The sequence below is a fragment of the Sphingomonas sp. Ant20 genome (assembly GCF_000783375.1).
Taxonomy (GTDB): Bacteria; Pseudomonadota; Alphaproteobacteria; order Sphingomonadales; family Sphingomonadaceae; genus Sphingomonas; species Sphingomonas aerolata.
This window is the reverse complement of the sequence record NZ_JRVI01000081.1, coordinates 1-13,468: the sequence shown is the minus strand read 5'-3', so window position 1 is coordinate 13,468 and position 13,468 is coordinate 1. Positions and strand designations below refer to the sequence as shown.

At 68.3% G+C, this 13,468-nt stretch carries 10 protein-coding genes and 3 pseudogenes; 5 read left to right on the top strand and 8 right to left on the bottom strand.

From position 1 onward, the window contains the following. Positions 1-46: 46 nt before the first annotated feature. On the bottom strand, positions 47-973 hold the full coding sequence (locus NI18_RS11780; RefSeq protein ID WP_042466417.1) for a crotonase/enoyl-CoA hydratase family protein: 927 nt from the start codon (positions 971-973) through the stop codon (positions 47-49). A gap of 211 nt (positions 974-1,184) precedes the next feature. On the opposite strand from NI18_RS11780, the gene NI18_RS22385 reads away from it, so the two are divergent. Beyond that, the gene (locus NI18_RS22385) at positions 1,185-1,922 is read left to right on the top strand and encodes a hypothetical protein (protein ID WP_157840525.1); all 738 of its coding nucleotides are present in this window, start codon (positions 1,185-1,187) and stop codon (positions 1,920-1,922) included. Continuing rightward, positions 1,877-2,584: a hypothetical protein gene (locus tag NI18_RS22380; protein ID WP_128082198.1), complete on the top strand. Its 708-nt coding sequence runs from the start codon at positions 1,877-1,879 to the stop codon at positions 2,582-2,584. Before NI18_RS22385 ends, NI18_RS22380 begins: the two co-directional genes overlap by 46 nt. Here the strand turns inward: NI18_RS22380 and NI18_RS11770 are convergent. Both NI18_RS11770 and NI18_RS11765 read right to left on the bottom strand, forming a co-directional pair. After that, positions 2,581-3,603: a lactonase family protein gene (locus NI18_RS11770; RefSeq protein ID WP_037530029.1), complete on the bottom strand. Its 1,023-nt coding sequence runs from the start codon at positions 3,601-3,603 to the stop codon at positions 2,581-2,583. The two genes, NI18_RS22380 and NI18_RS11770, sit on opposite strands and share 4 nt — an antisense overlap. Before the next feature lie 73 nt (positions 3,604-3,676). Continuing rightward, a complete protein-coding gene (locus NI18_RS11765) occupies positions 3,677-3,949 on the bottom strand; it encodes a CsbD family protein (protein ID WP_031396253.1) in 273 nt (90 codons plus the stop codon). A gap of 167 nt (positions 3,950-4,116) precedes the next feature. Between NI18_RS11765 and NI18_RS11760 the strand changes: the two are divergent. After that, positions 4,117-5,051 (top strand): annotated as a pseudogene (locus NI18_RS11760) (IS5 family transposase). Positions 5,052-5,103: 52 nt separating this feature from the next. Then, a pseudogene (locus NI18_RS11755) lies at positions 5,104-5,915 on the top strand (L-lactate dehydrogenase); the annotation flags it as partial. 33 nt (positions 5,916-5,948) lie between these two features. On the opposite strand, the pseudogene NI18_RS11750 reads toward NI18_RS11755, so the two are convergent. Together NI18_RS11750 and NI18_RS11745 are read right to left on the bottom strand one after the other, a co-directional pair. Further along, a pseudogene (locus NI18_RS11750) lies at positions 5,949-6,585 on the bottom strand (2-dehydro-3-deoxy-6-phosphogalactonate aldolase). Continuing rightward, complete coding sequence (locus NI18_RS11745) at positions 6,582-7,481, bottom strand: 2-dehydro-3-deoxygalactonokinase (RefSeq protein ID WP_037530028.1); 900 nt, start codon at positions 7,479-7,481, stop codon at positions 6,582-6,584. The pseudogene NI18_RS11750 and the gene NI18_RS11745 overlap by 4 nt, the downstream one beginning before the upstream one ends. Positions 7,482-7,739: 258 nt before the next feature. Between NI18_RS11745 and NI18_RS11740 the strand changes: the two genes are divergently transcribed. Then, the gene (locus tag NI18_RS11740) at positions 7,740-8,894 is read left to right on the top strand and encodes a cellulase family glycosylhydrolase (RefSeq protein WP_037530027.1); all 1,155 of its coding nucleotides are present in this window, start codon (positions 7,740-7,742) and stop codon (positions 8,892-8,894) included. A gap of 13 nt (positions 8,895-8,907) precedes the next feature. Here NI18_RS11740 and NI18_RS11735 read toward each other — a convergent pair whose 3' ends face one another. The 3 genes from NI18_RS11735 to NI18_RS11725 all read right to left on the bottom strand — a co-directional run. Then, entirely contained in the window at positions 8,908-11,145 is a 2,238-nt protein-coding gene (locus tag NI18_RS11735; RefSeq protein WP_084215169.1) for a GH92 family glycosyl hydrolase, read from the bottom strand. Further along, on the bottom strand, positions 11,142-12,299 hold the full coding sequence (locus tag NI18_RS11730) for a Gfo/Idh/MocA family oxidoreductase (protein ID WP_031440490.1): 1,158 nt from the start codon (positions 12,297-12,299) through the stop codon (positions 11,142-11,144). Before NI18_RS11730 ends, NI18_RS11735 begins: the two co-directional genes overlap by 4 nt. Before the next feature lie 14 nt (positions 12,300-12,313). Continuing rightward, positions 12,314-13,468 (bottom strand): Gfo/Idh/MocA family oxidoreductase (locus NI18_RS11725; RefSeq protein ID WP_037530026.1); only part of this gene is annotated, 1,155 nt, incomplete at its 5' end.

Genomic DNA, 13,468 nt, shown 5'->3' with positions numbered 1-13,468 from the left:
ACCCCCAGGATGCGTGCGCTGTCCTGAGGGCCGGGGGCGATGTCCGTCAGCCTTTCGGCTTGTCGAGCAGACGGGTCTGCGCCGCGACGAGCCGCCGCATCAGCTTGAGATCCCCCTCGCTGAGGCGCAACGCGGCGTCCGCCCACAGGTCGACCACCGCCTCGAGCTCATCGAGCGTCAGCGGATTGACCGCGCGCGACGCCTCGTAGATCGCGCAATGCCCGCTGTGGCGACGCCGGTTCTGGCGGATATAGTCCTCGACCACCCGGCGGCCCTGGCCGGGGTCGGCGAGTGCGTGGACGATACCCAGATCATAGAGCTCCTCCGCGCTGTAGTTGCGCCCGCTGAGGATCATCTGCTCGGCCCGCGCCGCGCCGAGACGCCGCGACAGGAAGCAGTGCGCCCCCATGCCGGGGAACAGCCCGAACACGGTCTCGGGAAGCCCGAAACTCGCGCCGCGTTCGGCGACGACGACGTTGAACGACAGCAGCGCCTCAAACCCGCCGCCCAGCGCATCGCCCTCAACCAGACCGATCGTCACGATCGGCAGATCGAGGCCGCGCAGGTTGCGGTGCAGGATCTGCACGCAGGCGCGGCCATATTGGACCAGCGCCTCGCGGTGACCGGCACGGATATGCTGTGCGAACAGGTCGAGATCACCGCCGAGCGAGAAGACGCCGGGGAATCGCGAGCCGAGCACAAGATAGCGAATCGGCATCGCCCCGGAGGTGTGGGCGCTGTGGATATCGGCCTGCCACTGACCAAAGTCCGCGAGCAGCGCAGGGTTGAAGCTCGGCCGCGTCCTTGGCCGCATATAGGTCCACAGCGTGTCGGCCTGCGGGTCGAACGTCACCTCGAGCTGGTCGAGCGCGAACAGCGGCGGGGTAGGGGCGGGGGCCGCGATCCCGGCTGTGGTCGCGGTTGCGGGTCGCGGGGCCGGCGAGAAATGTCGGGCGGGTAAAGCAAGAGTCACTGTGGCATTCCTTTGTAATCGCAGCGCAGTGCTGCACCGCCGAACCTAGGGCACAATGGCGGCGATCCCGCGGGGGCGTGCGCGCGACGCGCGTTAAAATCCGTCTCGCGCGACACCGCGCCGGTGCGCTAGGCGAGGTCGGGGTCAGGGGCGGTCGTGGCGCACGGCCCGCGACCCGGTGCTGGCCCCCGAAACTGGACGTTTGCCGATCATGACAGCGAGATGGATGCAGGCGGGGCTGGCCGGAGCGCTGGTTGCGGGGTTGGGGTTCGCGGCACCATCTGGCGCGGCGCAGACCGGTGTCGCGCCGCCTGTTTCATCGCCGATCGCGCCGGTCGACACCCTGCAGCTCCAGCTCCCCGTCGACGCGGCGATGCAGGACGCGGCGGAATATGCGCGGCGTTTCGGCGTGCCGCTCGATGTCGCGCTCCACCGGATGCGGGCGCAGGCGGCGACGATTCCCGTCACCGATGCGCTGCGCCGCGAATTCGCCGATCGGCTCGCGGGCATCGCGGTCGAGCACGACCCGGCCTACCGGATCATGGTGCTGCTGACCGGCACCGACCCGGTCGCGGACCGCGTCGTCGAGGCGGGGGGGATGAGCGTCCCGCTGGTGTTCCGGACCGGCGCGGCGGCGACGCTCGACCGGATCCTCGGCCAGATCCGGACCTTCCAGGCGGCGATCCGCGCTGCGCTTCCGCATCCCCCCGGCATCGGTGCGGATCAGCGGACGGGTACGCTCGTCGTGATGGTCGCGACCGCGGACCTTGCGCTCGACCGGGATGGCGCGCTCACCGCCAAGTTCGCCGATATGACCGGCGTTCCCGTGCGGATCGAAGCCAGCGATCGCCCGATGCTGCCGATGGCGCTTCAGACGGGCATAACGGCCACGCCGGGCGCACGGTGCCCGGGATCCCCGTGGCGACGATCCCGCCTGCCGACGCAGTGACCGTGATGCCGGATGTCGCGGGCGGGGGGCGGGTGGTCGGGACGGTCGACGGCCGGCGCTATATCTGCACGACGGGATTCGTCGTCACCGATGGCGTCGCGGATGCGATCGCCACCGCCGCGCATTGTCCCGACACGCTCGATTATGTCGGGTGGCCGCCGGCGGGCACGGAGCGGCGGGCGATCGCGCTGCCCTATGTCGGCCAATGGGGCTGGGGGTATCAGGACGTCCAGATCAACCGCGCGCCCGCGCTGCCGGCGACGGCGCCACGGCTGCCCGCCTTCTTTGCCGATACCGCCAAGACCCGGCTCAGGACCGTCGCGACATGGCGCAACCGGACCAGCACGCGCGCGGGCGACTTCGTCTGTCACCGCGGCGAGCGCACCGGCTATAGCTGCGCGCCGGTCGCGATGGTCGATTTCGCCCCCGCGGGCGATCTGTGCGGCGGCGCGTGCCTGCCGACCTGGGTCGCGGTCGAAGGGCCGACGTGCAAGTCGGGTGACAGCGGTGCGCCGGTTTCGAAGGGCAGGTCGCACTCGGCCTCGTCAAGGGCGGCACCTACCGCGCCGATGGCAGCTGCCTCTTCTATTATTACATGTCGACCGACTATCTGCCGCCCGGCTGGACGCTCGCCTATCGCTGAGCGCAGACGCGCAGCCTAGAGGGGCAGTACGAACGCCGCCCCCGGAACCGCGACCCGGGCGACATGCGGCCCGAGCAGCCCGTCCGCGTCGATCGGCAGCAGCGTCACGCATTCGTCCTTCTCGTTCGCGATCACCATCAGGCCCTCGTCCTCCAGCAGCACGAAATGACGCGGATAGGCCGCCCCCGCCGGTGCATGCTGGACCAGCCGCGGGTCGCCTTTCGCGTCGAGCGCGAAGACCGCGATGCTGTCATGCCCGCGGTTGGAAACATAAAGCCGGTCCCCCGCCGCGTTGACCGCCAGATGCGCGACGATGCTCGGACCTTCATACGCCTCCGGCAGCGTCGACACGGTCCTGGCCGCCGAGTACCGACCCTCGCCGCCGACCAAAACGGTCAGCGTGTTCGTAAGTTCGTTGGCAAGATACGCCACCCGCGGCACCTGCGGATGCAGCAGCAGATGGCGTGGCCCCGACCCCGCTGGTGCGTGAAAGGCTGTGCCGGCCGCCCGGACACGGTTGCCGTCCGGCGCCGGCGCCACCGAGAAGGCGCGGATCTCGTCGGTCCCCAGATCGGTTGCATAGAGCCAGCGATCCTCTGCACCGAACCCGACCCAATGCGCGTGAGGGCTAGTCTGACGCTCGCGGTTCGGACCAGATCCGTTATGCGCAAAGACATGCGCTGGCGCGATCGGCAGGCCGTTGGAATCGAGGTCCAGGATCGACACGCTCCCGCTCGCATAATTGGCGACGGCGAGCAGGCTCTGGTCGTGGCTCAGCGCGAGATGACAGGGCGCGTCCCCATCGACCGCCACGCGGGCGATCTGTCGCCATCCGTCGGCGGTGGCGCGATACAGGCCGATCGCGCCATCATCGCGTTCGTCGACGAGATAATGGAGGTCATGGCGCGGCGAATGGACGCCGAAGGACACGTTGATCGCATCGGGATAGGGCGTGCCGGTCGACCAGCCATCGCCGTGTCGCAGCGGATGGAGCCCGCCGCGATTGGTGCCGATCCAGAGGCCGGCGGGTGGGGTCACAGGGCGTTCGCCCCGCGCCGACACCGCCGAGATCCTCCGACCAGCGGGGCCGCGCGGACGCGGCCCCGGGCGATCACTTGCCGCGCAGCGTGTTGAGCAGCGCGATGCCGACGACGCCAACCAGCGCCGCGGTGGCGAACGGACGATCCTTGGCAAACGCACGCGCCTTGTCGGCGAGCGGCGCGACGGTGTCGGTCGCGGTGCCGATCGCCTTGTTCGCGGTGCCTGCGATCTGGTCGGCGACGCCGCCGGCCTGGAGCGAGCTGTCGCCCGTCGCATTGCCTGCTGCCTGCTTCACCGAACCGAGCAGATCCTGGCCTTCACCCTTCAAGGTCGTCGTGTTCATGCTAAACTCCTATGCTGGACGGCATCCGGAACGAATGCGCTCGGACCGCTGAACGGCCGACACGCCAAGATGTGCCATCGACCTGCGCATAAACCGCCCGCGCATGGCTTTGTTGCACAAAGGGCGTTGGGATTCCCTGTGAGGGTCAGGAAGCGTAGGTGGGATGGATGCCAAAACCGACCATGCCGAAGTACCGCACGACGAACTGGAGCGAGTATAACGCAGCGCTGAAGCGCCGCGGGTCGCTGGAGGTCTGGTTTGACCCGGGCATGGATTGGCTGGCAGCCCCGATTGGTCGTCGAGGTCGGCCGATGCGGTTTTCGGACAGCGCGATCAGGGTTTGCCTGACGCTGAAGATAGTGTTCGGACTGCCGCTACGGCAGGTGACGGGACTGGTTGCCAGCCTGCTGAAGCTGGCAAAGCTGGATTGGCCGGTGCCGGATTACACGACGCTATGCCGTCGGCAGAAGACATTGGCGGTGTCACTTGATGGTCGCGCCAGTACGGGTGGTCTGCATTTGCTGGTCGACAGTACCGGGATCAAGATGATGGGCGAAGGCGAATGGAAGACGCGCAAGCACGGCGCTTCCTACCGTCGCCAGTGGCGTAAGGTTCACCTTGGGATCGACGCCGAAACCCTGGAGATCCGGGCCATCGAGGTCACAACCAATGCGATTGGCGACGCCGCGACACTGCCGGATCTGCTGGCGCAAATCCCGACGGACGAACGGATTACGATCGTCGGGGGTGATGGCGCCTACGACACCAGAAAGTGTCGGGCCGCGATCGCAGCCCCGGGGGCGCAGACGCGGTCATTCCCGTACGCCGGGGCGGCCAGCCATGGAAGAAGCCGGCGGCCGGCGCCGATGCTCGCAACGAAACGCTACGCGCGATGAAAAGGCTCGGTCGAACAATCTGGAAGAAGTGGAGCGGCTACCATCGCCGCAGCCTGGTCGAGACGAAGATGCACTGCTTCAAGCTGCTCGGCGAGCGCGTCGCATCGCGCACCTTTGATCGTCAGATTACCGAGCTCAAACTCCGTGCCGCAGTTCTCAATCGATTTTCACAAATAGGAACACCGACCACCATCCGCGTTGCATAGATCTCGTCAGTAAAACCATATTTGTGCTTAATTATCTTTGTGCAACAAAGCCGTTTCGATCTGTCCCTTGTCGGAGGTGAAGCAGGCGAGCGGCACGGGCGCGTTGTGGTTCCAGCTCTACGTCATCCGCGACCGGGCGTCATGCGCGACCTGATCGCCACGGCGAAACGGATCGGCGCGGAAGCGCTCGTCTTCACCGTCGACATGCCGGTCCCGGGCGCGCGGTACCGCGACGCGCATTCCGGCATGTCCGGCGCGGGTGCGCCCCTGAAGCGCGTCCTGCAGGCGATGGGCCGGCCCGGCTGGGCGTGGGACGTCGGGTTGCGCGGGCGGCCGCACAAGCTCGGCAACCTCGAACCCGTGCTCGGCAGCAACAGCGGGCTCAACGACTATATGGGCTGGCTCGGTGCGAACTTCGATCCGTCGATCGGCTGGGCCGATCTCGAATGGATCCGCTCGGCCTGGGATGGGCCGCTGATCATCAAGGGGATCCTCGACGTCGAGGATGCGCGCGAGGCGGTGAAGATCGGCGCGGACGGCATTATCGTCTCGAACCATGGCGGCCGGCAGCTCGACGGCGTGCTGTCGACTGCACGCGCACTGCCGGCGATCGCGGACGCGGTCCGCGGCCAGGTCACGGTGCTGGCGGACTCCGGCGTACGGTCGGGGCTAGACGTCGTGCGGATGCTTGCACTCGGCGCGGAGGGCGTGCTGCTCGGCCGCGCCTGGGTCTATGCGCTGGCCGCGCGGGGCGAGGCCGGGGTCGACCTGCTGTTGACGCTGATCGAACGCGAGATGCGCGTCGCGATGGCGCTGACGGGCGTCCGCCGGATCGCCGATATCGATCGGACCATCCTGGCCTAGGATTGCGGACGACCGCGCTACCCAAGCCCCGCGTTACACGGACCGCGCCGCCTGCCACGCTGCGACGAGAGCGCGGGCGCGGGTGCCGACGACGGCGGCGGTGTCGCCCGGCTTGTAGAGCGCGCCACCGACGCCGATCCCCTCGGCACCCGCCGCCAGCCAATCGGCGAGATTGTCCGCCCCGGTGCCGCCGACCGCCCAGACGCGGACAGTCTTCGGCAGGATCTCGCGCACCGCCTTCAGATAGGCGGGCCCGAACGCGACCGCGGGGAACAGCTTCAGGCGTCGTGCACCCGCGGCGATCGCCTGGAACGCCTCGGTCGGCGTGGCGAACCCGGGCAGTGGGCTCGAGCCCGAGTTCGACGCCGCGGGCGATGACGGCGGGGTTCGTGTTGGGCGTCACCATGATCGTACCGCCGGTCGCGGCCAGCGCCTCGACCGCAGCGATGTCGAGCACCGTCCCCCCGCCGATCGCGGCCCGATCGCCGAACGCCTGCTGCAGCATGCGGATGCTCGTCGCCGGGTCTGGCGAGTTGAACGGCACCTCGATCAGGCGGATGCCGGCGTCGACCAGAGCCTCGCCGATCGCCAGCACCTCGTCGGGTGCCACACCGCGCAGGATGGCGACGATGGGCGCAGTGCCCGATGCGAGCAGATCATCGACGGTCATGGTGTCTCCAGCAAGGCAAGGCCGGCAAGCGCACAGGCTTCGCCGGTATGAACGGTAGCGCCGAGGCCGCGCGCCGCGAGCACCCGGTTGTAGCGGTCGGCGAGCGCCGGATCACCGATCAGTGTGATGGTGCCAGTGGCCGCGGGCAGGATCTCGGCGATCTCGGCACCGATGACCAGCCCGGACAGGAACCCCAGCGCCCAGCGGCCGCTGGCGCCCGTGCGCAGTTGCGCTGCCCGCGTCTCGAACAGCGCGCCGAGCAGATGCCCGCCCTCCGAGATGCGGTCGAGGCCCGCACCGAAACCGATGGCTTCATCCTCGGGCGCGCCATCATCCGCCGCCGCACGCGTCAACGTCGAATGCCGCCGCAGCAGCGCGAACAGCTCGCCCGTCACGAACGTCTGGAACCCGGTCACCCGGCCATCCTCGACGGTCGCCCATTTGCTGTGCGTACCGGGCAGCGCGATCAGATGACGTCCGGCCGCAAGACCGGGCACAAGCGCCATCGCACCGAAGATCTGCGTTTCCTCGCCGCGCATCACATCGGGTGCGCCAGCCCCGCGCGTGCAGGCAAGCCCCGCGCCGATCGTGACGGGGATCCGGTCGACCATCGCACGCGCCGATCCCGCCGCCCAGATCGCCGGATCCGCAGGACAGTCGACATAGGGAATCTCGATCCAGCCGTTACGCGACCCCACCATGCCGCAGAGATGGATCGCGCGCGGATCCGATATCACGCGCCAGCGTGCGAGCGCGGTGCGCAGCACCTGCTTGGGCGTCTGGTCGCCAAGGTCCCCGATACCGGGCCCCGCCGCGCGATCGACGACCGCACCGTCCTCGATCCGGTAGAGCCGCAGGTTGCTCGTGCCCCAGTCGCCAGCGACGGTATAGCTCATCGACCGCGCCTGAGGTGGCTGAGGGCGAATGGCGAACCCGTTGCGATCACCCGATCGGGCGAAATCAAACGCTTTTCCAGAACCGGGCTCCCGTTCGCAGCCGACGCTGATCCGCGCGACGCCTATTACTAATCCTATAATTATGTGCGACGAAGAAGCAATTGCCTCGCTGTTCTCGCAATGGACCGGCCTGGCCCACGTTCAATTCGGCCTGACGTACCTGATCTGCAACGAGAATGACCGACAGGGGAGGAAGACATGGGCAAGCTATTGCTGGCCGCGCTCGCGGCGACGACGAGTGTGCTAGGCGTCGGCACCGCCGATGCCCGCCCGCGCTGGACCGAGGCGCAGGCCAGGGCCTGGTACGCGAGGCAGCCCTGGCTGGTGGGCGCGAACTACACCCCCGCCTCCGCGATCAACCAGCTCGAAATGTGGCAGGCGGCGACCTGGGATCCCAAGCCGATCGATCACGAACTCGGCCTCGCCCAAGGGATCGGGATGAACACGATGCGCGTGTTCCTCCACGACCAGCTCTGGGTCCAGGATCCCGAAGGCTTCAAGCGCCGCATCGACGCGTTCCTGACGATCGCGCAGGCGCACGGCATCCGCCCGCTGTTCGTGCTGTTCGACAGCTGCTGGGATCCCGATCCGAAGCTCGGGCCACAGCATCCGCCGATTCCCGGCGTCCACAATTCGGGCTGGGTGCAGGGTCCGGGCCTGCCGGGGTTGCGCGACCGGAGCCGCTACCCCGCGTACAAGGCCTATGTGCAGGGGATCGTCGGGGCGTTCGCGAAAGACGATCGCATCCTGGGCTGGGACGTCTGGAACGAACCCGACAATGGCGCCGATCAGTATAAGGGCCAGGAGGGCAAGGAACCGCTCGTCCGCGCGCTGCTGGCGCAGGCGTTCGACTGGGCGCGCGATGCCGACCCGTCACAGCTGCTGACGTCGGGCGTGTGGCAGCATGACGACTGGACCCCGACCGGTGGCAAGCTGTCGCCGATGGAGACGCTCCAGCTCGGCCAGTCCGACGTCATCAGCTTACACGACTACAGCTGGCCAGAGACGTTCGAGGCGCGCGTGCGTCAGCTGCTGCCGTACAACCGGCCGATCCTGTGCACCGAATATATGGCGCGCGGCAACGGATCGACGTTCGACGGCTCGCTGCCGATCGCCAAGCGCTACAATGTCGCGATGATGAACTGGGGGTTCGTCGATGGAAAGACGCAGACGCGGCTGCCCTTGGACAGCTGGAAGAAGCCCTATGTGCTGGAGGAGCCGACGATCTGGTTCTACGAGGTCTTCCGCACCGACGGCACGCCGTATCGCAAGGCGGAGACCGACCTGATCCGCCGGCTGAGCGCGGCACCAAAGACCGTGGTTCCCGGCGAACCCGGCGCACATTGGCGCTGACGCCGATCGGGTCTCAGGGCAGCGACGACGCCGCGCGACCCCAGTCGTTCGGCGTGCAACCCAGATCGAGCTCGAGCGTCCCGCCCTGCAGGATCGCGGCCTGCGACACGAACGGCGTGTCGAGCGGTCGCCCGTTGAGCTGCGCCGCGCGGATATAGCGCGTCCCCGTCCCCTGTCCGCGCGCGACTATGGTGAACGTCCGACCGCTCTCGAGCGTGATCCGGCTCCGCGGCTGGTGTGGCGCGTGAAGATAATAGAGGTCGCTGCCGAGCTTCGGGAACAGACCGAGGCGGTTGAACACGTAATGCGAACTCATCGCGCCGCTGTCTTCGTCGCCGGGATAGGCGTCCGCGGTAAACCGCCGGAAGACGATATCGGCATATTTGCTCGCCAGATCGGGCCGGCCGACCTCGCTGAACAGCCAGGGCGTCGAGAAGGACGGCTCGTTGGTGAAGTCGATCAGCCCCGCATCGAACGCATGCTGCAACCGCCGCGTGAACGCCGCGCGCCCGCCCATGATCGCGACCATGCCCGGAACGTCGTGGACCGCGGCATAGGAGTAGATCCAGCCCGTCCCCTCGTAAAAGCCGAAATTGTCGTGCGTCTTGCCGTCCCAGCCGCGCTTGGGATCGTTCGGCTGGAAACGTCCGTCGGCAAAGCGTGGCCCCACGAACCCGGTATAGCCGTCGCTCGCCGCGCGCGGATCCCAGACGTTGCGCCAGTTCCGCGCGCGCGTCTCGAGCAGCGCGGCTTCGGCCGCATGCCCCGTGCCTGCCGCGACCTTCGCCGCGTAATAGTCGTTGAGCGCCATGCCCATCGTCGCCGACCCCGAGCGTGACCGCTGCGGCGTCCCCTCGGGGCTGCGATCGTCGACCGCGAAATAGCCGTCGACCAGATAGCGCGGCCGGCGCCGCTCGAACGCGTTGAACAGGACGACGTCCGCCGCCTTCTTCCAGTCGACGCCGGGGACACCGCGCAGGAACCCCTCGCCGAGCACATTGTCGACCTCGTCGCCCGCTTGGCCGACATGGAAATTGCGCCCGGCGATGAACGCGGTATCCGCCGCGCCATAGCGTTCCCACGTCCGCACGAACGATCCGATCACGCCCGCATAGGCCTTGGGCCGGATCAGCGACATCAGCGGGAAGAGCGTGTGATACGTGTCCCACAGCGTATAGTGATCGTCATAGAGCGGCGACGCGCGCTCGCTGTCCGCTTGGTCCTGCGTCCGGTCGCGTGGCTGGATGACGCTGTGGTAGAGCGCGGTGTAGAAGCGCCGCCGGTCCGCCGGGCCGGCCCCGTCAATCGTGATCCGCCCGAGCGCGTCGTTCCACGCCTTGCCCGCCGCGCTGCGAACCGCGGCCATGTCCCAGCCGGGCAGGTCCTGTGCGAGCAGCGCTTCGGCGCGCGCCGCGCTGGCGAAGGAAACCGCGATCTTCATCGTCACGGGCTCGCGACCCGCGCTGCCGAACGTCCACCAGGCGCGCAGCGGCTGGTCGGCGGGCGCGCTCGCGCGCGTCGCGCCGGGGGGTGCGGACGTGGCGCGTTCGACTCCCCAGGCGGTCGGCTTCGCGTCGACCCTGGCGACGAACCAAATATCGACCTCCGCGGGCGACCAGTAATGCCGGGTGCGGACGCGGCCGACGATCTTGCCCTGCTCGGGAAATAGCGTCACCTCGGATCCCGCGGTGCCGAGCTCGCCCATGATCTTGCGCGTCACGTCGAACAGCAGATGCGCGTCGCCGCTGTCCGGAAAGGTGAAGCGGTACAGCGCAGCATGGTGCGCGGGCGCGATCTCGACGTCGGTGTCATAGCGCGCGAGCGTCACGCGGTAGCCGTCCGCCCGCGCGCGTTCGTCGCGCTTGGGCGAGAGATGCTCCGCCTCGGTCGTCGCGAGCGGCCCCGTCTGCGGCGAGACGAGGAACGTGCCATAGCTCGGCACCCCGCCCGACCCCTGCGTATGCAGCTGCGCGAACCCGCTCAGCGGTGCGGCGCGGTCATAGCCTGCATTGCTGGTCGCCGCGGTGATCGTGTTCGGGCTGGGGTGGATCGACCCCGCGGGCAGCGTCGGCCCCGGGATCGTGTCGCCCTCGTCGTCGTCCCCGGTACCGATCAGGGGATCGACATAGTCGCTGAGCGGCAGGGGATCGCGACCCGGCCCCAGTGCGGCTGGTGCGGCCGCCGCAAGCGCCACGCCGATGCCGATCGCGCGCAGCACTGTGCAGGCCGCCGCGCCGCGGCGCGCCGTCATCGCTTCGCCGGAGTCGCACGCGCCTCCGCGGTCAGCACGAGTTCGGCGGCGAGCAGCGCGCCCTCCTGATCCTGCGCGACCGACGTGCGTTCGACCAGGTCGGTCACGAACTGCGGTCCGAACGGCAGCGGCACCTTCGAGCAATCGAGATAGCGCGTGCCCTTCTTGTCCGCGATCAGCAGGTGGTTGCCGCCCGGACGTCCCGCGATGTCGACGTATTTGCGGAGCTCGATATAGCCCTCGGTGCCGAGGATGAAGAGGCGGCCGTCGCCCCAGGTCGACAGGCCGTCGGGCGTGAACCAGTCGACGCGGACATAGCCCGCACCGCCATCGCCGCTCAGCATCATGTCGCCGAAATCCTCGAACTTGGGATGCGCGGGATTGCCGAAATTGCCCGTCTGCGACGCGAGCACCTGCGCGCGCTTGCTGCCCGTCAGATAGACGAACTGGTCCGCCTGGTGGCTGCCGACATCGGTCAGAATGCCGCCGTTGCGCGCCGGGTCCCAGAACCAGTCGGGACGGCTCGGTGCGGACAGGCGGTGCGGCGCGAGGTTGATCGTCTGGATCACGCGCCCGATCGCGCCGTCATGGACGAGCTGCCCCGCCATCACCGCGGCGGGCACCTCGAGCCGCTCGGAATACATGATCGCGAACTTGCGTCCCGTCTCGCGGATCGCGCGGCGGACATCGGCGAGCTGCTTGAGCGTCACGACCGCGGCCTTGTCGCTCAGATAATCCTTGCCGGCGCGCATCACGCGGATGCCCAGCGGCGCGCGCAGCACGGGGATCGCTGCGCTGCACACCAGCTTGATCGCGCGGTCGTCGAGGATCTCCTGCTCGGACCGTGCCAGCTTGATGTCGCCATAGCGTTTGCGGAACATCGCGATCTGCTTGGGATCGGTCGCGTAGAAGGCGGTCAGCACGCCGCCGCCGCGGATCACCGCGTCGGTGATGCCATAGATATGGTTGTGGTCCATCCCGATCACCGCGAACGGCACGCGGTATTTGGCTTCGGGCGCGGGCTTGGCCACCGCCCCCTCGGTCGGCGCGTCGCCGCGCGTGGCGGATTGCGCGAACGCGTCGGCAGCGAAGCCCGCGGCCAGTCCGGCGGTCAGTCCGAGCCCGAGAAGTCCCCGGCGGTTGGTGTCGCTCACAGCTCTATCCCCTTTCAGATCGCGACCAGGTTCGTCGGCCAGGTCATTGCTTGGTTGCTGTCCATCGCCTGCTCGCCGAGCAGCGACGCGACGCTCGCCTGATAGGCCTGGCGCAACAGGCCGGGCAGCGGCTTGCCCGCGCGCACCGCCTCGCCAAAGCCCTCGAACTGCAGCATCGTCTCGTCATATTCGCCCCAGCCAAGCGACTCGCCGGGTGTCGTCACGGGCAGCTCGGGGAACCAGGTCGCGCCGCCGATCGGCACCGTGCGCTTGTGGCCGCGCGCGACGTCCTTGTGCATCCGCTGCAACGCCAGAACCTTGGCAGGCACTTCCTGATAGATGCGTCCCAGCTCGGGCTCGATCGTCCCCTTGCTGCCCTGGATCTGCTCCTCGCAGCCATAACGCGCATTGTTGAGCAGCGAGGTGTAGATCAGTTTCCGCCCGCCGCTATATTCGTAGATCAGCGCGACATGGTCATAGACCTCGCGGCCGTCCTTCCAGAAACAGATGCTGCCCGACCCGATCACCCGCGTCGGCACCGCGTCGAGAAACCAGTTACCGACCTGAAGCTGATGCGTCGCGAGCTCGGTCATCAGCCCTGCCGACCGGTCGCGGTACAGCCGCCAGTTGATCTGCCGGTCGTTCGCATCGGCAGGCACCGCGCGGCGCCAGGCATTGTTGCGGTGCCAGCTCGCGCGGATCTGTGTCAGCGTGCCGATCTCGCCCGCGCGCGCGCGCTTCAGTGCGTTGAGGTAGGTCGGGTGGAACATCCGCTGATGCCCGATCTGAAGGATCTTGCCCGCCGCCTTGGCGTGCGTGATCATCGCGCCGCAATCGGCGATCGTCCGCGCCATCGCCTTTTCGCACCAGACGTGCAGCCCGGCGTCGAACGCGTCGAAGCAGAGCTTCGCATGCGTGTCGAGCGGCGTCGCGATGACCACCGCGTCGATCCCGCGCGCATCGAGCATCGCGCGGTGATCGGCAAAGCGCCGCGCGGTCGGCGCCCATTGCTGCGCCTTGACGAGGTTCGGCGCATAGCTGTCGCAGATCGCGACGACCGTGCAGTTGCGCGACTTGGCGATGTTCTGGATCAGCGCGCGGCCGCGGTCGCCCGTGCCGATCACGCCCAGCCGCACCGGGTTCGACTTGACCGGCTCGGCGCCCGCCGC

Coding starts and splice junctions, on each gene's coding strand:
- NI18_RS11740 (WP_037530027.1), top strand. CDS start 7,740: ATGGGCAAGCTATTGCTGGCCGCGCTCGCGGCGACGACGAGTGTGCTA.
- NI18_RS11765 (WP_031396253.1), bottom strand. CDS start 3,949: ATGAACACGACGACCTTGAAGGGTGAAGGCCAGGATCTGCTCGGTTCG.
- NI18_RS11745 (WP_037530028.1), bottom strand. CDS start 7,481: ATGAGCTATACCGTCGCTGGCGACTGGGGCACGAGCAACCTGCGGCTC.
- NI18_RS22385 (WP_157840525.1), top strand. CDS start 1,185: ATGACAGCGAGATGGATGCAGGCGGGGCTGGCCGGAGCGCTGGTTGCG.
- NI18_RS11735 (WP_084215169.1), bottom strand. CDS start 11,145: ATGACGGCGCGCCGCGGCGCGGCGGCCTGCACAGTGCTGCGCGCGATC.